Here is a 22,686-nt window from a genome sequence, read left to right as displayed (position 1 = left end):
CCTTCGGCAGCTCCTACAGGGCTCGCATTACGAGCGCGGCACCAGGTCCAGGCACACTGAGTTGATGCAATAACGCAGGCCGGTCGGTGGCGGGCCGTCCGGGAACACGTGCCCCAGGTGCGCATCGCATTTGGCGCAGACCACTTCGGTGCGGATCATGCCGTGGCTGACGTCACGGATCTCGACCATGGCGCTGTCACCGATCGGCGCGTAGAAGCTCGGCCAGCCGCAGCCGGAGTCGAATTTGGTTTTGGAGTCGAACAGCGGCTCGTTGCAGCAGATGCAGTGGTAAACGCCATCAACCTTGCTGTCGTTGTACTTGCCGGAGAACGGTCGTTCGGTGCCCTTGAGGCGGCAAACGTTGTACTGCTCCGGATCGAGCATCGCCCGCCATTCTTCCAGGGTTTTTTCCAACTTTTCCATCATCACACCTCAGCAGCTGAAAAAGCCCGATCTGTACCTTTTCCACGGATCGGGCGGCACGTATGATTGCGCCTCGTCAAACGCCAGTCTGGCAGCCAGACCACGCGCATTCAAACGGATTTATGAGTGCCGCCACTCAAGGCGTCAGGCCTGTGTGAATACGCAGGATTCCCAGCACGGTCGTTCATACGCCGCCTGGATCGTTCATTTTCGGGAACACATCGCCATGCAGGTCAGCAAATCGAACAAGCTCGCCAACGTCTGCTACGACATTCGCGGCCCAGTGCTCAAGCACGCCAAACGCCTGGAAGAGGAAGGCCATCGCATCCTCAAGCTGAACATCGGCAACCCGGCGCCTTTTGGTTTCGAAGCGCCGGATGAAATCCTCCAGGACGTCATCCGCAACCTGCCGACCGCTCAGGGCTACAGCGACTCCAAAGGCCTGTTCAGCGCCCGCAAGGCCGTGATGCAGTACTACCAGCAAAAGCAGGTAGAAGGCGTCGGCATTGAAGACATCTATTTGGGCAACGGCGTTTCCGAGCTGATCGTGATGTCGATGCAGGCCCTCCTCAACAACGGCGACGAAGTGCTGGTCCCGGCTCCGGACTACCCGCTGTGGACCGCCGCGGTGAGCCTGTCGGGCGGCAACCCGGTGCATTACCTGTGCGACGAACAGGCCAACTGGTGGCCGGATCTGGCCGACATCAAGGCCAAGATCACCCCGAACACCAAAGCACTGGTGATCATCAACCCGAACAACCCGACCGGCGCGGTGTATTCCAAAGAAGTCCTGTTGGGCATGCTGGAACTGGCCCGTCAGCACAACCTGGTGGTTTTTTCCGACGAAATCTACGACAAGATTCTGTACGACGATGCCGTGCACATCTGCACGGCTTCCCTGGCGCCAGACCTGCTGTGCCTGACGTTCAATGGTCTGTCCAAGTCTTATCGCGTGGCGGGTTTCCGTTCCGGCTGGATCGCCATTTCCGGCCCGAAACACCACGCCCAGAGCTACATCGAAGGCATCGACATGCTGGCCAACATGCGCCTGTGTGCCAACGTACCGAGCCAGCATGCGATCCAGACCGCCCTCGGCGGCTACCAGAGCATCAATGATCTGGTATTGCCCAACGGACGACTGTTGGAACAGCGCAACCGTACCTGGGAACTGCTCAACGACATTCCCGGCGTGAGCTGCGTCAAGCCAATGGGCGCGCTGTATGCGTTCCCACGGATCGACCCGAAAGTCTGCCCGATCCATAACGACGAGAAATTCGTGCTTGACCTGCTGCTGTCGGAGAAGCTGCTGGTGGTTCAAGGCACCGCCTTCAACTGGCCATGGCCGGACCACTTCCGTGTGGTGACCCTGCCGCGCGTGGACGACCTGGACATGGCCATCGGACGTATCGGCAACTTCCTCAAATCCTATCGCCAGTAACCTGCCTGTCACCGTGCGACGCTTGCACAAGTCGCACGGTGATGGATTCAGCAACATTTCTTTGCGCCCTGCCGAACATCGCTTCTTCAATCGCTGACCGATGGCTCGTTGCGCGCTCTCGTCTAACAACGGCGGGGCTTATGACGCTAATTGGCTGAAAAACGCTTCCCGCATCGACGTCGGCAATGCCCTTCAAACGGCTAGACTGTTGCCGTAGGACACAGTTTGAAATAGTCACCTGGTTGAATAGCCCGGGTCAGCACCTTATATACCCCGCAGTACGCTACATCTTTAGCATGAGGAGACTTCTACAACCATGATGCGCATCCTGCTGTTTTTGGCCACTAACCTGGCGGTCGTGCTGATTGCCAGCATCACCCTGAGCCTTTTCGGCTTCAACGGGTTCATGGCGGCCAACGGGGTTGATCTCAACCTCAATCAGCTGCTGATTTTCTGTGCGGTCTTTGGTTTCGCCGGTTCGCTGTTCTCGCTGTTCATCTCCAAGTGGATGGCGAAGATGAGCACCAGCACCCAAATCATCAGCCAGCCGCGCACACGTCACGAGCAATGGCTGCTGCAAACCGTCGAGCAATTGTCCCGGGAAGCCGGGATCAAGATGCCCGAAGTCGGTATTTTCCCGGCCTACGAGGCGAACGCCTTTGCCACCGGCTGGAACAAGAACGACGCGTTGGTCGCGGTCAGCCAAGGGCTGCTCGAGCGTTTCTCGCCAGATGAAGTGAAGGCCGTTCTGGCTCACGAAATCGGCCACGTAGCCAATGGCGACATGGTCACCCTGGCATTGGTCCAGGGCGTGGTGAACACCTTCGTGATGTTCTTCGCACGGATCATCGGCAACTTTGTCGACAAGGTGATCTTCAAGAACGAAGAAGGCCAGGGCATCGCCTATTACGTGGCAACCATCTTCGCCGAACTGGTCCTGGGCATTCTGGCCAGCGCCATCGTCATGTGGTTCTCGCGTAAACGCGAATTCCGCGCAGACGAAGCCGGTGCACGTCTGGCCGGTACCGCCGCAATGATCGGCGCCTTGCAACGCCTGCGTGCGGAACAGGGGCTGCCGGTGCACATGCCGGACACCCTGACGGCTTTCGGCATCAACGGTGGCATCAAACAGGGGTTCGCCCGCATGTTCATGAGCCATCCGCCGCTGGAAGAGCGTATCGACGCGTTGCGTCGTCGGGGCTGAGAGGTTCCGCACTAAAAGAAAAGGCCCGCAGTGATGCGGGCCTTTTTTTGTCTGCTTGAATGTTGCGGTGTTCTTCAGGGCCCTTTCGTCGGAGCGCCGCCCGGAGCAGGCTCGCTCCCACATTGGAATGCATTCTAATGTGGGAGCGAGCCTGCTCGCGAAGAGGCCAGCACAAACAATACAAATCTGTCAGCTGGAAACCCGATAAACCCGCTCTTCAAGCCGCGTAACACCGCTTTCCACGAACTTCCAGCTCTCGCCCAGAACGTCCTGGTCTTCCAGAATCTTCAACTCCCACGAAGCACCGAACAACCGTTGCACTTCGTCATCCAGCACTGCAAAGGGCGGCCCCTCCCTTTGTGCCTGGTCGTAATCCAGGGTGATCAGCAGCCCCAGCGAATCCTTCGGCACAATCCGCTTCAGGTGCTCGGCGTATTGCTCGCGCATCTTCGGCGGCAAGGCGATCAATGCAGCGCGGTCGTACAGCGCACTGCAATCGGCGACATCGCCGGCCGTCAACGCGAAGAAATCACCGCACCAGATCTCGATCGAACCCGCCCGATAGACCGTGAAGGGGCCTTGATCGCTGACGTCAGGATCAAATTGATGCTCGTGGAAAAAGTCTTCCACCGCTTTTTCCGACAACTCGATGCCCAGCACCTCGTGACCGCATTTCGCCAGCCACAGCAGATCCAGGGTTTTCCCACATAGCGGCACCAGTACGCGCGCACCCTCTTCCAGGCCCAGCTGCGGCCAGTACCGTTGCAGATATGGATTTACTTCCGGCAGGTGAAAGCCGATCTGATTCGACGTCCACCGCTTGTGCCAAAACTCCGGCTGCATAATTAATCCCGAAAATTCGATCAAAAGACTCTAAAACTTATATTAGATTTAGATCAATGATCTGACTGAAGATGATGCCATCTTACCCCTCAGGAGCTCATTCATGTTCCCCAGCCTGTACATATCCCATGGCTCGCCCATGTTGGCACTGGAACCGGGCGCCAGCGGGCCTGCTCTCGCTCGCCTGGCCGCAGAATTACCGAAACCCAAAGCCATCGTAATTGTTTCTGCGCATTGGGAAAGCAATGAGTTGCTTGTCAGCGGCAATCCCCAGCCTGAAACCTGGCATGACTTCGGCGGGTTTCCGCAGGCGTTATTCGACGTGCAATACCCGGCGCCCGGCAATCCACAATTGGCCGCAGAGGTTGTTGAGCTGCTGAACGCTGACGGCCTGCCCGCACGCATCGATGCCAAGCGGCCGTTCGACCACGGGGTTTGGGTGCCGCTGTCATTGATGTATCCACAAGCCGATATCCCCGTGGTGCAAGTCTCGCTGCCTACACGCGGCGGCCCGGCCCTGCAGACCCGCGTCGGTCATGCCCTGGCCAGTCTGCGCGAACACGGCGTGCTGCTGATCGGTTCCGGGAGCATCACCCACAACCTGCGCGAACTGGACTGGCACGCCGGCACAGAAAGCGTCGAACCCTGGGCCCAGGCGTTTCGTGACTGGATGATCGAAAAACTTGCTGCCAACGACGAAATCGCGTTGCACGACTACCGTCAGCAAGCACCGAATGCGGTGCGCAACCATCCGAGTGATGAACATTTGCTGCCTTTGTATTTTGCCCGCGGCGCCGGAGGAAACTTCAGCGTGGCCCACAAGGGATTCACCATGGGGGCCTTGGGCATGGACATTTACCGCTTCGGATAACGTAAAAACTCACAGTTTGTGGCGGCCAGGCTCAGACCACATCGACCCCGACATGAATCGCGTCGTGCCGCCAGAACTCCAGATCACAATCGATCAACCGCTCATGCTGATCGTAATTGACCCTAGCGATGCGCAACCCCGGACTTCCCACCGACACCCGTAAAGCCGCCGCCGCATCCACCGACAACGCTGTCGGCACAATCTCGAAGCGCACCCGCCCATAGTGCAAGTCGTAATGTCGCGCATACAGCTCGGTAATCGATTGATTCAAATCGAAATCCAGAATCCCCGGAAAAAACTGCGGATTCAAATAGTGCTCCACATACAACACCAGCCGCTCATCAATCCGCCGTGCCCGGCAAATCTGAATCACGCTGGACAACGCCGGCAACTGCAACCAGGCACAGACCGCCGCCGACGCCGGTTGCAGCCGCGCTGAAATCACCTCGGTGGACGGCACCCGCCCCTGCGCACTGACCATCGCGTGAAAGTGACTGCGCTGCATCAGGTTGTAGGCCAGGCGCGGCGGCGACACGAACCAGCCACGGCGCTCCTCCCGATAAATCTGTCCCTGGGCTTCCAGTTGCAACAACGCTTCACGCACGGTGATCCGCGTGGTACCGAACAACTCACTGAGCTTGCGCTCGGCCGGTAGTTTGCTCCCAGGCGCCAACAGGCCATGGTCGAGCTGTTCCTGCAGAACCTGCCCGATGGCTGTCACCGCTTTGGTTGTCTCGATGCGCATCAACGTTACCTATCTGGACTAGACCAGCACTGTTTCGGGGCGGAACCGCGACTCAAATCGGTTCCCTCAACTCCCGACAAGCCTAGGCACTGCACATGACTGACAGATGACAAAGCCGCCGAACGGTTGATCCAGACGCCTGCAATTTCACGGCCAAGTCCTTTTATATCAGCCTATTAGCCATGGTCTACGCTTACTCCGAAGCCTGAGCATTGCCGCTCAAAAAATATAGGCCGACCAGTCGTCGACATCAAAATGTCATCAGAGGCGCCTAAATTGGCTCAGGTATTGCTGACCTAGACCAACACAACCGCAATCGCAGCGTTGAAAACGCCCAAAGGAGCTTCGGATGAAACAGCTTTTCCTGGCCTCACTGTTAGGCTCGACCATTGCCATGTGCACCGCCGCGATGGCGGCTGATACCGATTTGAAAACCCTGGAAGCCGCGGCGAAAGCGGAAGGTGAGGTCAACAGCGTCGGCATGCCCGACAACTGGGCCAACTGGAAAGGCACCTGGGATGACCTGGCCAAGAACTACGGCCTGAAACACATCGACACCGACATGAGCTCGGCCCAGGAAATCGCCAAGTTCGCCGCTGAAAAAGATAACGCCACTGCCGATATCGGTGATGTCGGTGCCGCGTTCGGTCCGATCTCGGTGAAGCAAGGCGTTGTACAACCTTACAAGCCAAGCACCTGGGATCAGATCCCGAGCTGGGCAAAGGATAAGGACGGCAACTGGGCGCTCGCCTACACCGGCACCATCGCGTTCATCGTCAACAAAAAGTTGCTGCACGGCTCCGACGCTCCGACCAAATGGGCTGACCTCAAGGACGGCAAATACAAAGTGTCCATCGGCGATGTGAGCACTGCGGCCCAAGCGGCCAACGGCGTTCTGGCTGCCGCGCTTGCCAACGGCGGCGATGAGAAAAACCTCCAGCCGGCGCTGGATCTGTTTTCCGAGATCGCCAAGCAAGGTCGCCTGTCGATGGCCAACCCGACAATTGCCACCATGGAAAAGGGTGAAATCGAAGTCGGCGTGGTCTGGGACTTCAACGGTTTGAGCTACAAGGCCAAAATGGTCAACCCGGATGACTACACCGTGCTGATTCCATCCGATGGTTCGGTGATTTCCGGTTACACCACCATCATCAACAAATACGCCAAGCACCCGAATGCCGCCAAACTGGCCCGCGAATACATCTTCAGCGACGCCGGCCAGATCAACCTCGCGAAAGGCAACGCACGTCCGATCCGCGCCGAGCATTTGACCCTGCCGCCCGAGGTTCAGGCCCAGTTGCTGCCTAACGAGCAGTACAAAAAGGTCACGCCGATCAAAGACGCAGACGCATGGGAAAAGACCTCCAAAGCCCTTCCTCAGAAGTGGCAGGAAGAAGTCATCGTCAACATGAAGCAGTAATGCGGTAGATCCCATTTGGAGATCTGATGGAGACCCTATGTGGGAGCGAGCTTGCTCGCGATGAGGGACTGCCAGTCAACAGAAGTGTTGAATGTCGGATCCCTATCGCGAGCAAGCTCGCTCCCACAGGGGGTTGGTTGCGTTCTTGAATCATCTGTTTGCGGAGTCATCGCCCCTATGAAGCACAACGTCATCCTTGTCGTGCTCGACGGCCTCAATTACGAGGTCGCCCGTCACGCCATGGGGCACCTGCAGGCTTATGTCGGCGCAGGACGCGCGGCGCTCTACAAACTGGAGTGCGAATTGCCGGCGCTGTCCCGTCCGCTTTACGAGTGCATCCTGACCGGCGTCACGCCGATCGACAGTGGCATCGTCCACAACAATGTCTCGCGCCTGTCCAACCAGCGCAGCATCTATCACTACGCCTGCGATGCCGGCCTTGTAACCGCCGCCGCGGCCTATCACTGGGTCAGCGAGCTGTATAACCGTTCACCGTTTATTGCCGCGCGGGATCGTCACACCGACGCCCCTGACCTGCCAATCCAGCACGGTCATTTCTACTGGAACGATCACTACCCGGACTCGCACCTGTTCGCCGACGCCGAAAACCTGCGCCTGCGTCATGCGCCGAACTTTTTACTGGTCCACCCCATGAACATCGACGACGCCGGGCACAAGCACGGCCTCGACACCCCGCAATACCGTAACAGCGCACGCTCGGCCGACATTATTCTGGCCGACTACCTGCAAGGCTGGCTCGACAGCGGTTATCAAGTGCTGGTGACCGCCGACCATGGCATGAACAACGACCGTTCTCACAACGGCCTGCTGCCGGAAGAGCGTGAAGTACCGCTGTTCGTCCTCGGCGACGCTTTCAGCCTCAATGCCAACGCCGCACCGAAACAGACTGAAATCTGCGGCACCGTCTGCGAACTGCTGGGTGTGGCCCACGACAAACCTGTGTGCCGGGAGCTGCTCAAGTGAACACCATGACGCGCGGCAAATGGCTGGCAGCCTTGTGCCTGGTGCCTTTCGCACTGTTCTTTATCGTGTTCCAGATCGCCCCGCTGTCCTGGGTGATGATCAACAGCCTGCAATCGGAAGAGTTCGGCTGGGGCATCGCCAACTTCACCAGGATCTTCAATTCGAAGTTCTATCTGCAGGCGATCCAGTTCAGCCTCGAGATCAGTTTCTGGTCCAGCGTGTTCGGGATCATCATCGCGGTGCTCGGCGCCTACTCCCTGCGCCGGGTCGACTCGAAACTGCGCAACTTCGTGAATGCCTTCGCCAACATGACCAGCAACTTTGCCGGCGTGCCTTTGGCCTTCGCGTTCATCATTCTGCTGGGCTTCAACGGCAGCTTCACCATCATGCTCAAGCAGGCCGGGATCATTCAGGACTTCAACCTGTATTCGAAAACCGGGCTGATCATTCTCTACACCTACTTCCAGATTCCGCTGGGCGTGCTGCTGCTCTACCCGGCCTTTGACGCCTTGCGCGAAGACTGGCGTGAATCCGCCGAATTGCTCGGTGCCAATGGCTGGCAGTTCTGGCGGCACATCGGTTTGCCAGTGCTGACCCCAGCGCTGCTCGGTACGTTTGTGATCCTGCTGGCCAACGCCCTGGGCGCGTACGCCACGGTGTATGCCCTGACCACCGGCAACTTCAACGTGCTGCCGATCCGCATCGCGGCGATGGTTTCCGGCGATATTTCCCTGGACCCGAACCTGGCCAGTGCCCTGGCCGTGGTGCTGGTGGCGTTGATGACCCTGGTGACCATCGTCCATCAGCTGCTGTTGAAGAGGAGCTACCATGTCTCGCGCTGAGTTGGGGCCCGTCGGTGTCTATCACCGGGTGGTGGTGTATTTGCTGTTCGCCATTCTGTTGCTACCACTGGCCGGGACGTTGATTTACTCGATCGCCAGCAGTTGGTCGGCGACGATTCTGCCCAGCGGCTTTACCTTCAAGTGGTACATCCAACTGTGGAGCGATCCGCGGTTTCTCCATTCGTTCGGCCAATCGCTGCTGGTCTGCGTCGGCTCGCTGATTCTGTCGGTGGTGCTGATTCTGCCGTTGCTGTTTGTGGTGCATTACCACTTCCCGAAACTCGATGCGCTGATGAACATCCTGATCCTGCTGCCCTTCGCGGTGCCGCCGGTGGTGTCGTCAGTGGGCCTGTTACAGCTCTACGGTTCCGGGCCGTTTGCGATGGTCGGTACGCCGTGGATTCTGATCGGTTGTTACTTCACCGTAGCGCTGCCGTTCATGTACCGGGCAATCACCAACAACCTGCAGGCGATCAACCTGCGAGACCTGATGGACTCCGCCCAACTGCTCGGTGCCAGCACCTGGCAAGCGGCGTTCCTGGTGGTGCTGCCAAACTTGCGCAAAGGTTTGATGGTGGCGTTGCTGCTGTCGTTCTCGTTCCTGTTTGGTGAGTTCGTGTTCGCCAACATCCTCGTAGGGACCCGCTACGAAACCCTGCAGGTCTACCTCAACAACATGCGCAACAGCAGCGGCCACTTCACCAGTGCGCTGGTGATTTCCTATTTCTTCTTTGTGCTGGTTCTGACCTGGGCGGCCAATATTTTGAACAAGGACAAAAGCCAATGAGCTTCGTCAGCGTCCAACACCTACTGAAAAGCTACGCGGGCACCACGGTGTTCAGCGACATCAACTGTGAAATCCAGAAGGGTGAGTTCGTCACCCTCCTCGGCCCGTCCGGTTGCGGCAAGTCCACACTGCTTCGCTGCATTGCCGGGCTGACCTCGGTGGACGGCGGCAAAATCCTGCTCGATGGCCAGGACCTCGTTCCATTGAGCCCGCAGAAACGCGGGATCGGCATGGTGTTCCAGAGCTACGCGCTGTTTCCGAACATGACGGTTGAGCAGAACGTCGCCTTCGGTTTACGCATGCAAAAGGTCAATGCCGACGACAGCCACAGGCGTGTTGCCGAAGTACTGAAACTGGTGGAACTCAACGACTTCGCCGCGCGTTATCCGCATCAACTGTCCGGCGGCCAATGCCAGCGAGTTGCCCTCGCGCGCTCGTTGGTCACGCGGCCACGTCTGTTGTTGCTGGATGAACCGCTGTCGGCCCTCGATGCGCGGATTCGCAAGCACTTGCGCGAACAAATCCGTCAGATCCAGCGAGAACTCGGCTTGACCACGATCTTCGTCACTCACGATCAGGAAGAAGCCCTGACGATGTCCGACCGAATTTTCTTGATGAATCAGGGAAAGATCGTACAAAGCGGCGACGCCCAGACCCTTTACACCGCCCCCGTGGATGTTTTTGCCGCAGGCTTCATCGGCAACTACAACCTGCTGGATGCCGACAGCGCGACGAAACTACTGCGGCGGCCAATCGCCCACCGAATCGCAATTCGCCCGGAAGCCATCGAACTCAGCCTGAACGGCGAACTCGATGCACAAATCCGCAGCCACAGCCTGCTGGGCAACGTGATTCGCTACCGGGTCGAAGCCCGGGGCGTGGAATTGGTGGTGGATGTGCTGAACCGCTCGGCGGCCGATCTGCATCCCGATGGTCAGCGTCTGGCGCTTTCCATCGATCCGACGGCCCTGTGTGAGGTAGCCTGATGACTTTGCTGATGTTGAAGAGAGAACCGCACTGATGGCCCTGGCAATTTTTGATCTGGACGAAACCCTGATCCATGGCGACTGCGCCACCCTTTGGAGCGAGCAAATGGGCCGCCTGGGCTGGGTCGATCCCGAGTCGTTCATGCGTCAGAACAATGAACTGATGGACGCCTACAGCCACGGCAAACTGCGCATGGAGGAGTACATGACCTTCAGCCTGGAGCCGATGATCGGGCGCACGCCGGAAGAGGTCGACCATTTGGTAGGGCCTTGGGTGGAAGACTTCATCGAGCCGATCATTTTCAGTGACGCCACCAAAGCCATTGCAGCCCATCGCAAGGCCGGCGACCGGATTTTGGTGATTTCGGCGTCGGGTACGCATCTGGTGAGGCCGATTGCCGATCGTTTGGGCATCGACGAGATTCTCGGCATCGAGCTGGAAGTGACGCATGGGGTTTATAGCGGCAATACGGTAGGCACGCTGACCTACCGCGAAGGCAAGATCACGCGCTTGCTGGAATGGCTGGATGCGGAAGAGGAAAACCTTGAGGGCGCCAGTTTCTACTCCGACTCACGCAATGATTTGCCGTTGCTGCTGAAGGTGGATTTCCCACACGTGGTAAACCCGGATCCGGTGCTGCTTGAGCACGCAGAAAAGGCCGGCTGGCCAATCCATCTCTGGAAGTAAAAGCAAAAGATCGCAGCCTCGCTTCGCTCGACAGCTCCTACAAATGGATTACTTACACCTGTAGGAGCTGTCGAGCGAAGCGAGGCTGCGATCTTTTGGCAGCCAACCCGATTTCAGGTCAGGCTTTCGTCAATCACCAGCACCAATTTCCCCGACACCTTATTAGTCGCCAACTCCGCAAACGCCGCTTCGGCGTCCTTGATCGGGAAGGTCTTGGCCAATTGCGGACTCAGACGGCCTTCAGCAAACAGCGGCCAGACATGCTGGCTGAGATCGCTGAACAGATCAGCCTTGAACTGCTCGTCGCGACTGCGCAAGGTCGAGCCCAGCAGCTGCACGCGCTTGGCCAGTACCTGCGCCAGATCCAGCTGCGCCTCACGACCGCCCATCAGGCCGATCAGCACCCAACGACCATCGCGCGCCATCAGTTTCAGATTCAGCGCGGCGTAGTTGCCGCCCACCGGGTCGAGAATCACATCGAACGGGCCCAGGTCGCTCAAGCTGTCCAGATCCCCGTTGCGCACGACCCCACCTTGCGCCCCCAGCGCTTCGCAGTAAGCCAAACGCTCGGCGGAACCGACGCTGACCCAGCACGGGTTGCCAAACGCCTTGCACAGCTGAATGGCAGCTGAACCGATTCCACTTGCTCCGGCGTGCAGCAGAACTTTCTCACCCGGCTTGAGCGCAGCCAGTTGAAACAAATTCAGCCAAACGGTCGCATACACTTCTGGCAGCGCTGCCGCCTCAGCCAAGGACAAACCTTCGGGAACCGGCAACACATGCCGTCCGTCGACAACTACCTCCTCGGCCATCCCGCCCCCGGCCAGCAAGGCGCAAACCCGATCCCCGACCTGCCAGGACGAGCCCGGCCCCACCTCGCTGATTACCCCGGAACACTCAAGACCCAGTACCTGACTGGCTCCCGGCGGTGGCGGATAAAGACCCGCCTTCTGTAACAAATCGGCGCGATTGAGACCCGCCGCCGCCACTCGAATCCGAACTTGTCCTACATCGCATGTAGGACTGGGCTCTTCAACCCACTCCACTCGACCTTCAACGCCTTGCAATGCTTTCACAGTGCCTCCATAGTGAGTCTGGACTGAGCCCGTAGCTGTAGCGCCGGGCTTTCTTGCATTATGCGACCGGCCCTGGGGCCTATACGAAAGCTAGCAGGCAGTTTTCGTATACAACCTGGTGGTACCGGCGACTTCAAAGACGGCCTAATATGCGTGATCAATTGTCCCCGCGTCGAATCAGCATGAAGCATTTTTTCCCCAGCACCGCCCTAGCCCTATTCATTGGTATCGGTCTGTTGCCGATGTCGACCAATTCGTTTGCAGCCAATAGCTGGGACAAGCTTCAGCCTGATCGTGACGAAGTGATCGCCAGCCTGAATGTCGTCGAGTTGCTCAAGCGCCATCACTACAGCAAGCCGCCGCTCGATGACGCGCGCTCCGTGATCATCTATGACAGCTACCTCAAGCTGCTGGACCCGTCGCGCAGCTACTTCATGGCCAGCGACATTGCCGAATTCGACAAGTGGAAAACCCAGTTTGACGACTTCCTCAAAAGCGGCGACCTGAATGCCGGGTTCACCATCTACAAGCGCTACCTGGACCGCGTCAAAGCGCGTCTGGACTTCGCCCTTGCAGAGCTGAACAAAGGCGTCGACAAGATCGACTTCACCGCCAAGGAAACCTTGCTGATCGATCGCAAGGACGCCCCTTGGCTCAAGAACACCGCAGAACTCGACGACCTGTGGCGCAAACGCGTCAAGGACGAAGTCTTGCGGCAGAAGATCGCGGGCAAGGACTCCAAGCAGATTCAGGAAACCCTGACCAAGCGCTACAAGAACCAATTGGCGCGCCTGGACCAGACCCGTCCGGAAGACATCTTCCAGGCGTACATCAATACCTTCGCCATGTCCTACGACCCGCACACCAACTATCTGTCGCCGGATAACGCGGAAAACTTCGACATCAACATGAGCCTGTCCCTCGAGGGCATTGGCGCCGTGTTGCAGAGCGACAACGACCAAGTGAAAATCGTGCGTCTGGTGCCTGCAGGCCCGGCCGACAAGACCAAACAAGTTGCACCGGCCGACAAGATCATCGGCGTTGCCCAGGGCAACAAAGAAATGGTCGACGTGGTCGGCTGGCGCTTGGACGAAGTGGTCAAGTTGATCCGTGGGCCGAAAGGCACCGTGGTGCGCCTGGAAGTGATCCCGGCCAGCAATGCGCCGAACGACCAGACCAGCAAGATCGTCCCGATCACCCGTGAAGCGGTGAAGCTTGAAGACCAGGCGGTGAAGAAGTCGGTCCTCAACCTGAAACAGGACGGCAAGGACTACAAGCTCGGCGTCATCGAGATCCCGGCCTTCTACCTGGACTTCAAGGCTTTCCGTGCTGGCGACCCGGACTACAAGAGCACCACTCGCGACGTCAAGAAACTGCTGACCGAGTTGCAGAAAGACAAGGTCGACGGCGTGGTCATCGACCTGCGCAATAACGGCGGCGGTTCCCTGCAGGAAGCCACCGAGCTGACCAGTCTGTTCATCGACAAAGGTCCGACCGTTCTCGTGCGTAATGCCGATGGCCGGGTCGATGTGCTGGAAGACGAAAACCCGGGTGCCTTCTACAAAGGGCCGATGGCGTTGCTGGTCAACCGCTTGTCTGCCTCGGCTTCGGAGATTTTTGCCGGCGCCATGCAGGACTATCACCGCGCGTTGATCATCGGCGGCCAGACCTTCGGCAAAGGCACCGTGCAGACCATTCAGCCGCTGAACCATGGCGAACTGAAACTGACCCTGGCCAAGTTCTACCGGGTTTCCGGCCAGAGCACCCAGCATCAGGGCGTACTGCCGGACATCGATTACCCCTCGATCATCGACACCAAGGAAATCGGTGAAAGCGCACTGCCTGAAGCCATGCCGTGGGACACCATCCGCGCGGCCATCAAGCCTGCGGTCGACCCGTTCAAGCCTTACATCTCGCAGCTTAAATCCGAGCATGACGCACGCTCGGCCAAAGACGCCGAGTTTGTGTTTATCCGCGACAAGTTGGCCTTGGCCCAGAAGCTGATGGAAGAAAAAACCGTCAGCCTCAACGAAGTCGATCGTCGTAAGCAACACGCCGACATAGAAGCCAAGCAACTGGTCATGGAAAACATCCGTCGCAAGGCCAAGGGTGAAGAGCCGCTCAAAGAGCTGAAGAAAGAAGACGAAGACTCGATCGCGGCCGAGCCAGACAAGACCAAACCAGAAGACGATGCCTACCTGAGCGAGACCGGGCGGATTCTGTTGGACTACTTGAAACTCAATACCACGGTAGCCAAGCACTAAGTTGTTACAAGCGAGATGATGGCAATTTAATGCTGATGCTCCCCGGAGCGTCATCAAACAGTCATCATTCTGTCGTGAAATAAAGGACTGGGAGCCCCTCTTTATCCAAGAGAGTGCTCCCAGTCCTTTTTTTATCGCCAGAGAAAGCCATGACCACCACAGAACAGCTGAGTGCCTTGAGTTCCATACTGGCTCAAAGCGGTTTGCACAGCTTGTTCCAGCCGATCATTTCCCTCTCTGAGCGACGCATTATCGGTTACGAAGCCCTTAGTCGCGGCCCCTCCAACAGTCCGCTGCACTCTCCCCTCGCACTGTTCGCCGTCGCCCGTCAGGCTGGCCGCCTGAGCGAACTGGAAATCGCTTGCCGTCAAAGCGCCTGCCGACGTTTCAATGAGCAGCAACTGCCCGGCAAACTATTCCTCAACGTTTCCCCTGAATCCCTGCTCGAAGCCGCCCACCAACCCGGTCGTACCCTGCAACTGCTGCAGGACTTCGGTATACCGCCGAGTCAGGTGGTGATCGAACTGACTGAACAAACCCCGACCGACGATTTCGAGCTGCTGCAAACCGCGCTGCACCACTATCGAGCGATGGGGTTTTCCATTGCTCTGGATGATCTGGGCGCAGGCTATTCGAGTTTGCGGCTGTGGTCTGAATTGCGTCCGGACTACGTGAAGATTGATCGACACTTCATCGACGGCATTCACCAGGACGCGCTCAAGCGCGAGTTCGTTGGCTCTATCCTGCAAATTGCCAAGGCCTCACGGGCACAAGTGATCGCCGAAGGTATCGAGCTGCCGGAAGAACTCGCGGTGCTGACCGAGATGGGCGTCGATCTGGTTCAGGGTTATCTGCTCTGCCGCCCCCAGGAACATCCACCTCATGATGCCCGAGCCCTGATGCCCAAACGGGAAAGCACAGCGGTGGCATTGAATGATGAAGTCAGCGACCTTAGCGCTTTGCTCAACGACCAACCGGCAATGGGTCGCGATACACCGACTGCCACGGTGCTGGAAGCCTTTCGCCGCCAGGCCAACCTGAACTCCCTGGCGGTACTCGACGAACAAGGTCAGCCCTGCGGCATCGTCCACCGGCATTCGCTCTCCGATGCACTGCTCAAGCCTTTTGCCACCGACCTGTTCGCCCGCAAGCCGATCAGTCGCTTGATGAGCGATGACTTCCTCGCCGTTGAGATGACCCAGTCTTTGCAACAAGTGAGCCGACTGATCACCAGCCGCGCGCGACAGCGCATCGAAGAAGACTTCATCATCACCCTCAACGGCGGTTACCTGGGATTGGGCCGAGTAATCGACGTACTTAAACTGATTACCGAACTGAAGATCCAGCAAGCCCGTTACGCTAACCCACTGACCCTGTTGCCGGGCAACGTGCCGATCCAGCAATGCCTGACGCGAGTGCTGCAACAGCAACGGGAGTCGGTGATTTGCTATGTGGACATTGACAGTTTCAAACCCTTCAACGACATCTACGGTTACGGCCGCGGGGACGAAGTTCTACTGTGCCTGGCGCAATGCCTGAATGACCGCGTAGACCCTTCCCGCGACTTTGTCGGCCATATCGGCGGCGATGACTTCCTGCTGGTGCTCGGCCCGGAAGACTGGCGCAAACGCTTGAACCAGCTGCTGGACGACTTCCAGAGCCAATGCCGACGTTTTTATCGCAGCGAACATCTGGAAGCCGGCTGCTTCATTGCTCCAAACCGTCAGGGTGTGCGTCAGGAGTTTGCATTGTTGTCACTGTCGATCGGCGTGGTGCATTTACATCCACAGGCCTGTGGACAACTCGATGCAAGCCAGCTGGCGGAGATGGCATCGCAGGCCAAGCATCACGCGAAGAATGTGCCGGGGTATAGCGTGCATGTGATTGATAGTCTGGCGGTGCCTGGGAAAGAGAGTGTATTGCTTGAAGGGCAGCGCTGAGTTTTCTGACGCCATCGCGAGCAAGCTCGCTCCCACAGGGGATTTGTGAACGACGAAGATCCAATGTGGGAGCGAGCTTGCTCGCGATGGCGCCTGCTCAGGCAACACAGGTTCGGGTTATTGCCCATCACCCCGAGCCGCTAACTCTTTCAACTTGAGCTCGGCCAGCGGATGCCCTGCTTTGGCGGCCATCTCCCAAAACCGCGCAGCTTCAACCGCATCCGGCGCCTTGCTCGGCGTTCCGGCGAGACTGATCACGCCCACCTGATACGCCGCTTTGCCATCCCCCGCCAACGCCGCCAGGCGCAGCAATCGCACGCCCTCTTCGCGAGCCCCAAGGCCGACGCCGCGAAAGGTCAGGATGTGGCCATAGAAGCTCTGGGCGCCAACATCACCCAGGTTCGCCATGCGTGCGAACTGGCCTTCGAGCCAGCTCCAGCCACGCGGCTGACGCACAAACCACGACCAGTGAAACAGCCTACGCGCCAGCCAGTAACTGGCCCGCGCTTTGAGTTTTAAAAACACTCAGGCCTCCGCCGATTCCGGGTACTCGTATTCGAACACCCGCACCACTTCCGAGGCATGCCAGGACGCTGCGGCCACACCATCGGACGGCCCGGAGAAACGCCCCAGACGTTCGACACACTCAAAGAACCCAGTGCGCGGCAGGCGGCTGGCACCTTGGCTGATCACCAGCGAACTGCGCAGTGGCTGCTCGGCCTTGGCGTCCAGCGCGGCCAGATGCTCAAGCGCGGCGGTCAGGGTTTGCATGGCCGGTGTGGGCAGTTGCAAACGTTCGAGCAACGCCCGGTATGTCAGAAGATGACGCTGGCGACGCGCCTGATCCAGTTCGCCCAGCAACCCGTCCCAATGTTGACGACTGATGCGTACGCTCACGATTCATCCCTCCACCCTGGCACCGTCAATTCCCAGGCCAGGCTGCGGCGAATCGCAGCGTCGGGTAGACGCTCGCCACTTTCGATCAAGGCCAGATAAGAAGGGCTGATGCCTACCGTGCGGGCCAACGCCTCGATGGCGATGCCCTTCCCTTCGCGCAAACTGCGTAGTTGATCCAGACCCGGAAGAATCTGGTCTGGTGTTGCCGCTTGACGCTCTGGGGCGACCCGCGGCGGTTGTTCATTGATGCCTGCTGCTTTTAGTAGAGCCTGATACTGAGCCCATGGCAGAACCGCATACTCGGGCTCTCCTTCGCGTGTAATTATCTGAATATCCATGACTACCCCGTAGGACAACAACACTTAGCGAGTCGGCACTTTTCCCTAGAAGTGTAATCCTAACAGCGGCCAAGGTCGCGGGGGTATCAATCTGTGGATGAGATTGAATCAGTTCAGTTTTTTTTCGGCCCCTGAAGTTGAAGTTGTTCCGGGGTATCGGGCAGGCGTTCGACCACCGCAAGCTTTTCCGGCATCTGACGCTTGCGCCAGGCGCGGAAGGCATTGAGTTCATCGTCGAGAACTTTCATCAGCCAGGCCAGCACCGCGATGTCATCGAGCATGCCGAACACTGGAATGAAGTCCGGAACGGCATCCAGCGGGCTGAGGAAGTACATCAGGCCTGCCACCACCGATATCAGTGCTTTGGGGCTGATGGCCCGATACTCACCGCGCCAGTAAGCCAGGCAGAGTGCCTGCAACAGGCGTAGATCATCCTTGAGCTTGCCCAGCCGGTTACCCTGGCTGGCACCTTTGCTGGCCACCGCGAAGAGCAAGGTCGGCAAACGTCCACGCGCGAGCAGGCGTCCGGCCAGAGGCAGGAAACGAGCGAAATTCCAGGGTGTTTTCATCATTCCTCCCACTGAAATGTTATCCACACAAATTGTGGATAACCTTGTGAACAGAGCTGCTTTTCACGGCTGAAAGCCCCGTTTCATAAGGGCCTAACTCAGATCGGGCGTTTTTTACTCACATAAAAAAACCCAAGATTTCATTGACTTGGCGCTCTGGCGCGGCTAGCACAGGCGTCCTCAATGGCTATGACTCCAGCCTACAGCATCCGTTCGCTTTGTTTACCTTTGCTGAACGCCAGATGCAACAACGCCCCGCATAAGCGAGGCGTTGTTTTTAGAGCAGACGGTGATTACTTGGTAACGGCGTCTTGTTTTGCCGGATCCTTGATTGCCAGCAGTTCCAGATCGAATACCAGCACCGAGTTGGCTGGAATCGCCGGACTTGGGCTTTGGGCGCCGTAAGCCAGCTCGCTAGGGATGTACAGTTTGTACTTCTCGCCAACGTGCATCAGTTGCAGGCCTTCGACCCAACCCGGAATCACACCGCTGACCGGCAGATCGATCGGGCTGCCACGCTCGACGGAACTGTCGAAAACGGTGCCGTTGGTCAGGGTGCCGGTGTAGTGAACGGTCACTACGTCGGTCGGCTTAGGCTGTGCGCCATCGGCTTTCTTGACCACTTCATACTGCAGGCCGGAAGCGGTGGTGGTTACACCGGCTTTCTTGGCGTTGTCTTCGAGGAATTTCTTGCCGGCAGCTGCCGACTCTTCGCTCATTTTGGCCATACGCTCTTCAGCACGCTTTTGCAGTGCTGCGAAGGCTTCGACCAGTTCGTCATCCTTCAGCTTCTGTTCTTTCTTGCCGACGGCATCTTCGATGCCTTGGGCTACGGCTTTGGAGTCCAGATCATCCATGCCTTCCTGAGCCAGGCTCTTGCCCATGTTCAGGCCAATCCCGTAGGAAGCTTTTTGCGCCGGGGTTTTCAGCTCTACGCTGGTCTGCGAATCACAACCCGCAAGTACCAGGCTAACCAGGGCCACCGCCGCCGCCAACCGATGCTGTTTCATGCTATTTCCTTGTTCATGCGCCTAAAGGGCAATCGAGTAAAGCCGCGAGCTTATCAGGCGGCCACGACCAATGGCTACCGGCATGAGAGCAGGAAACTTCTGATAAGTTCAGGTGTTTTAACGCATTTCGGGAATGGGACGATGAAGCTTCTGTCATCTTGCGCTCACAGAGACCGATAGCAGAACCCCAGCATCTGGCGTAATGGCCACTTGCCGCACCTCAGGTGCTGAGGCATAAGGGAGTTACAAATCGACAAGGATGTTTATCTTGCGCCTCCTCTTTCGCTTGCTGGTTCTGCTCGCAGTCCTGCTGGGGCTAGGCCTCGCCGTGGTTCTGTACTACGTCGCCAACCCGAAATTACCGGCCTGGTCACCCGTGCAGCAGGTGCATTACCTGGAGCAATGGAGTGCCAGCGACCGCGAAATTTACTACTTCACGCCCCAGGGTACTCAGGTCAAAGGCTTGCGCTATGACTGGTTCAAGGCCCTCGAATTACCGTTCTCGCAACAGCGATTCGCCGCCCCCGAATACCTCGCCCGCTTCGGTTTTCTGATCGATCCCAGCCAGAGACCCACGCCGAACAACCCCGGCAATCTGCCTGTGGGTTTTGCCCGCCATCAAAACCCGGGAAGCCAGGATGAGTTTCTGGACATTACCTGCGCCGCCTGCCACACCGGCGAACTGCGCTTTAACGGCCAGGCTGTGCGCATCGATGGAGGTTCGGCACAGCACGTTCTGCCATCCAGCGTTCCTACGTTGCGCGGCGGCAGTTTCGGGCAAGCGCTGGTAGCGAGTCTGACGTCGACTTACTACAACCCGTGGAAATTCGAACGTTTCGCACGCAACGTGTTGGGCCAGGACTACGACGCCCGGCACCAACAACTGCGCAAAGACGTCAAAGTCTCGCTCGACACCTTCTTGAAGGTGGCCTGGAACGACACCCATCGCGGGCTCTATCCTACCGAAGAAGGCCCCGGCCGCACCGACGCTTTCGGACGCATTGCCAACGCCAGTTTCGGCGATGCGATTTCCGCCACCAACTACCGCGTGGCCAATGCTCCGGTCGACTATCCGCAACTGTGGGACATGTGGACCTTCGACTGGGTGCAGTGGAACGGTTCGGCGCAACAACCGATGGCCCGCAACATTGGCGAGGCCTTGGGTGTGGGCGCCACGCTGAATCTCTTCGACGCTGACGGCCAACCGCTTAAAGGAGACGCCCGTTATCCGTCCAGTGTCCGCTTGCGCGATCTGCACCTGATCGAACAAACCCTGCAACGGCTCAAGCCGCCAGCCTGGCCGGAAGAACTGCTGGGTGCCATCGACAAAACCCAGGCCGCAAAAGGTCGCGAATTGTTCACTGAGAACTGCGCCGGCTGCCATGTACCTCGATCGGTCCAAAGCAGCGGGCGCTGGGTGCAACATCTGAAAATGCTGCCCGTGGAGTTCATCGGCACAGACCCGGGCGCGGCCAATAACATCGCCGACCATCGCTTCGACCTCACGGCCTTGCAATGGGACCCAGTAGAGCTGGCGCAGCTGGATGTGCAATTGCAGCCGGCGCCCACTGAATCACTGGATTTGAGCAAGCTCTCATCGGCTAAAGGGTTGGCCTACGTCACCGCTTTCGTCGGAAACCGGGCCTACCGTGAAGCAAACATTCCTACGGCCGAACGACCGGACATGGATGGCTTCGGCCTGCCGATTGGCGTGCGCGAATTGCGCGCCTACAAGGCGCGACCATTGGCGGGAATCTGGGCCACAGCACCGTTTCTGCACAACGGTTCGGTGCCGAGCATTTATCAGTTGCTCTCGCCCCAGGATGAACGCGTAACCACCTTCTACAAAGGCACTTTCGAGTACGACCCGAGGCACCTGGGCTATCGCACCGAGGCCTTCACCAATGGATTTTTATTCGACACGCGCATCACCGGCAATCACAACAGTGGCCACGAGTTCCGTGCTGGCAAGCGTGGCAATGGCGTTATCGGCCGCTGGCTGCGTCCGGAGGAACGCTGGGCGTTGCTGGAGTACTTGAAAGTATTGGGCGGCCCGTTGGAGGCGCAATTGCCATGAGTAGACTCTGGATGCGTTTTGGCGCCTTTCTCGGCAAAACCCTGCTGTGGTCGCTGGGCCTTGGATTACTCGGCTGGGCGCTGGGCACGGCGTGGTTTGCCTGGCAGCACAGCGGCCCGGTTTCGGCAGAAGAACTGATTCCGGATGGCGAATCAGCGATGACCCAAGACATCATCCAGACGGCCGTGCGCATCGTCGATCAGCACCGGGAAAGCACCCGCTACCTGCGCGACGCCCATGCCAAGGCCCATGGCTGCGTGAAGGCCGAGGTTCAGGTGCTGGCGGATCTGGCGGGCGAACTGCGTCAGGGTGTGTTCAGCCAACCCGGCAAAACCTGGCAAGCGACGATGCGGCTGTCCAACGGCAATGCCTACCCGCAGTTCGACAGCATCCGCGATGCACGAGGCATGGCGATCAAGTTGCTCGATGTGTCCGGTACACAACTGCTGAATGATCAACAGAGTCGTGGTGAACAGGACTTCGTGATGTTCAGCCATCCGAACTTCTTCGTCAGTGATGTCGCCGAGTACCGTCAGAATGTAGCCGCACAGGCTGACGGCAAGAAGCTGATGGCGTTCTTCCCGGGTTGGGACCCACGGACCTGGCAGGTTCGCCATCTGTTTATCGCGCTGGCGACACTGTCACCCGCCCCGAAAAGCCCGACCCAGACGACTTACTTTTCGGTTTCGCCCTACAAATTCGGCGAAGCCAATGCCAAGTTCCGCGTCATGCCCGATCCGGCAAGCTGCCCGACTTACACCCTGCCTGCGCAAAACCAGAAGTTGCCGAACTTCCTGCGCAATGCGCTGAACCAGCAACTGTCGACCGACCGGATGCCGGCCTGCTTCGTCCTGCAGATTCAGCGCCAGGACCCGGCCAAGTACATGCCGATCGAAGACACGAGCATTGAGTGGCAGCAAAGCGATGCCCTGTTCGAGACCGTGGCGCGGATCAACGTACCCGCCCAGGACTTCGATTCGCCTGCGCTGAACGTGCAATGCGATAACCTGTCGTTCAATCCGTGGTTTGGCCTTGAGGCTCATCGCCCCATTGGCGGCATCAACCGGTTGCGCAAAGCCGTATATGAAGCCGTGAGCGACTACCGACACAGCCGCAACGCCGAACATTAAAAAGGCAGAACGAAAAAAAGCGACCCGAAGGTCGCTTTCTCGGTGGAGCCTCGGCAGAAGCCAAACCCCAGACAGCAAAAAGCCCGCATTAAACGGGCTTTCTGTGGTGACCTGGCGTTCAGCATTCCAGGTTACCGAATATGGCGCAGCGGAC

Annotated in this window: 22 protein-coding genes; 13 read left to right on the top strand and 9 right to left on the bottom strand. The window is 58.3% G+C overall.

Annotation, left to right across the window (positions count from 1 at the left end):
• Positions 1-27: 27 nt before the first annotated feature.
• Positions 28-423, bottom strand: coding sequence for a peptide-methionine (R)-S-oxide reductase MsrB (gene msrB / locus VD17_RS27380; RefSeq protein ID WP_033059242.1), 396 nt, complete (start codon positions 421-423; stop codon positions 28-30).
• A gap of 226 nt (positions 424-649) precedes the next feature.
• Between msrB and VD17_RS27375 the strand changes: the two genes are divergently transcribed.
• A complete protein-coding gene (locus tag VD17_RS27375; RefSeq protein WP_046056560.1) occupies positions 650-1,861 on the top strand; it encodes a pyridoxal phosphate-dependent aminotransferase in 1,212 nt (403 codons plus the stop codon).
• A gap of 316 nt (positions 1,862-2,177) precedes the next feature.
• Complete coding sequence (gene htpX, locus VD17_RS27370) at positions 2,178-3,065, top strand: protease HtpX (protein WP_008145865.1); 888 nt, start codon at positions 2,178-2,180, stop codon at positions 3,063-3,065.
• A gap of 189 nt (positions 3,066-3,254) precedes the next feature.
• On the opposite strand, the gene VD17_RS27365 is transcribed toward htpX, so the two are convergent.
• Entirely contained in the window at positions 3,255-3,908 is a 654-nt protein-coding gene (locus VD17_RS27365) for a thiopurine S-methyltransferase (RefSeq protein ID WP_046056558.1), read from the bottom strand.
• A gap of 103 nt (positions 3,909-4,011) precedes the next feature.
• Here VD17_RS27365 and VD17_RS27360 point away from each other — a divergent pair, with 103 nt between their 5' ends.
• Positions 4,012-4,779: a DODA-type extradiol aromatic ring-opening family dioxygenase gene (locus tag VD17_RS27360; RefSeq protein ID WP_046056557.1), complete on the top strand. Its 768-nt coding sequence runs from the start codon at positions 4,012-4,014 to the stop codon at positions 4,777-4,779.
• Positions 4,780-4,810: 31 nt separating this feature from the next.
• Here VD17_RS27360 and VD17_RS27355 read toward each other — a convergent pair whose 3' ends face one another.
• Positions 4,811-5,524 (bottom strand): UTRA domain-containing protein, encoded by a 714-nt coding sequence (locus VD17_RS27355; RefSeq protein WP_008145862.1) that lies wholly within the window; start codon positions 5,522-5,524, stop codon positions 4,811-4,813.
• Positions 5,525-5,873: 349 nt separating this feature from the next.
• Here VD17_RS27355 and VD17_RS27350 point away from each other — a divergent pair, with 349 nt between their 5' ends.
• From VD17_RS27350 to VD17_RS27325, 6 genes are all read left to right on the top strand, one after another.
• Positions 5,874-6,944 carry an ABC transporter substrate-binding protein gene (locus VD17_RS27350; RefSeq protein WP_046056556.1) on the top strand — a complete coding sequence of 357 codons (1,071 nt, stop codon included), beginning with the start codon at positions 5,874-5,876 and terminating at the stop codon, positions 6,942-6,944.
• 177 nt (positions 6,945-7,121) lie between these two features.
• Positions 7,122-7,928, top strand: a complete 807-nt coding sequence (locus tag VD17_RS27345; RefSeq protein ID WP_046056555.1) for an alkaline phosphatase family protein — start codon at positions 7,122-7,124, stop codon at positions 7,926-7,928.
• A 5-nt stretch (positions 7,929-7,933) separates the two neighbouring features.
• Positions 7,934-8,770 carry an ABC transporter permease gene (locus tag VD17_RS27340; RefSeq protein ID WP_185753233.1) on the top strand — a complete coding sequence of 279 codons (837 nt, stop codon included), beginning with the start codon at positions 7,934-7,936 and terminating at the stop codon, positions 8,768-8,770.
• Positions 8,757-9,557: an ABC transporter permease gene (locus VD17_RS27335; protein WP_046056553.1), complete on the top strand. Its 801-nt coding sequence runs from the start codon at positions 8,757-8,759 to the stop codon at positions 9,555-9,557. The genes VD17_RS27340 and VD17_RS27335 overlap by 14 nt, the downstream gene beginning before the upstream one ends.
• Positions 9,554-10,543, top strand: coding sequence for an ABC transporter ATP-binding protein (locus VD17_RS27330; protein WP_046056552.1), 990 nt, complete (start codon positions 9,554-9,556; stop codon positions 10,541-10,543). The genes VD17_RS27335 and VD17_RS27330 overlap by 4 nt, the downstream gene beginning before the upstream one ends.
• A gap of 34 nt (positions 10,544-10,577) precedes the next feature.
• Entirely contained in the window at positions 10,578-11,231 is a 654-nt protein-coding gene (locus VD17_RS27325; protein ID WP_046056551.1) for an HAD family hydrolase, read from the top strand.
• Positions 11,232-11,344: 113 nt separating this feature from the next.
• Here the strand turns inward: VD17_RS27325 and VD17_RS27320 are convergent, their stop codons facing one another.
• A complete protein-coding gene (locus VD17_RS27320; protein ID WP_046056550.1) occupies positions 11,345-12,307 on the bottom strand; it encodes a zinc-binding dehydrogenase in 963 nt (320 codons plus the stop codon).
• A 182-nt stretch (positions 12,308-12,489) separates the two neighbouring features.
• Between VD17_RS27320 and VD17_RS27315 the strand changes: the two genes are divergently transcribed.
• Both VD17_RS27315 and VD17_RS27310 read left to right on the top strand, forming a co-directional pair.
• Positions 12,490-14,571, top strand: a complete 2,082-nt coding sequence (locus VD17_RS27315; protein WP_185753232.1) for a carboxy terminal-processing peptidase — start codon at positions 12,490-12,492, stop codon at positions 14,569-14,571.
• A gap of 149 nt (positions 14,572-14,720) precedes the next feature.
• Positions 14,721-16,511, top strand: coding sequence for a bifunctional diguanylate cyclase/phosphodiesterase (locus VD17_RS27310; RefSeq protein WP_046056548.1), 1,791 nt, complete (start codon positions 14,721-14,723; stop codon positions 16,509-16,511).
• A gap of 117 nt (positions 16,512-16,628) precedes the next feature.
• Here VD17_RS27310 and VD17_RS27305 read toward each other — a convergent pair whose 3' ends face one another.
• The 5 genes from VD17_RS27305 to VD17_RS27285 form a co-directional block, all read right to left on the bottom strand.
• Positions 16,629-17,036, bottom strand: coding sequence for a sel1 repeat family protein (locus VD17_RS27305; RefSeq protein ID WP_046056547.1), 408 nt, complete (start codon positions 17,034-17,036; stop codon positions 16,629-16,631).
• The gene (locus tag VD17_RS27300) at positions 17,037-17,408 is read right to left on the bottom strand and encodes a hypothetical protein (RefSeq protein WP_003223109.1); all 372 of its coding nucleotides are present in this window, start codon (positions 17,406-17,408) and stop codon (positions 17,037-17,039) included.
• Entirely contained in the window at positions 17,405-17,746 is a 342-nt protein-coding gene (locus VD17_RS27295) for a helix-turn-helix domain-containing protein (RefSeq protein ID WP_024164567.1), read from the bottom strand. The genes VD17_RS27300 and VD17_RS27295 overlap by 4 nt, the downstream gene beginning before the upstream one ends.
• A gap of 113 nt (positions 17,747-17,859) precedes the next feature.
• Positions 17,860-18,315 (bottom strand): YkvA family protein, encoded by a 456-nt coding sequence (locus tag VD17_RS27290; RefSeq protein WP_046056546.1) that lies wholly within the window; start codon positions 18,313-18,315, stop codon positions 17,860-17,862.
• Positions 18,316-18,608: 293 nt separating this feature from the next.
• The gene (locus tag VD17_RS27285) at positions 18,609-19,325 is read right to left on the bottom strand and encodes an FKBP-type peptidyl-prolyl cis-trans isomerase (protein WP_046056545.1); all 717 of its coding nucleotides are present in this window, start codon (positions 19,323-19,325) and stop codon (positions 18,609-18,611) included.
• Positions 19,326-19,593: 268 nt separating this feature from the next.
• Here VD17_RS27285 and VD17_RS27280 point away from each other — a divergent pair, with 268 nt between their 5' ends.
• Positions 19,594-21,402, top strand: a complete 1,809-nt coding sequence (locus tag VD17_RS27280; RefSeq protein ID WP_046056559.1) for a di-heme-cytochrome C peroxidase — start codon at positions 19,594-19,596, stop codon at positions 21,400-21,402.
• A complete protein-coding gene (locus VD17_RS27275) occupies positions 21,399-22,532 on the top strand; it encodes a catalase family protein (protein ID WP_046056544.1) in 1,134 nt (377 codons plus the stop codon). The genes VD17_RS27280 and VD17_RS27275 overlap by 4 nt, the downstream gene beginning before the upstream one ends.
• The last annotated feature ends 154 nt before the right edge of the window (positions 22,533-22,686 follow it).

This window comes from Pseudomonas fluorescens, from assembly GCF_000968015.1.
In the GTDB taxonomy this organism is placed as follows: Bacteria; Pseudomonadota; Gammaproteobacteria; order Pseudomonadales; family Pseudomonadaceae; genus Aquipseudomonas; species Aquipseudomonas fluorescens_W.
The sequence above is the reverse complement of the archived record's forward strand: the minus strand, read 5'-3'. Positions and strand labels throughout refer to the sequence as shown.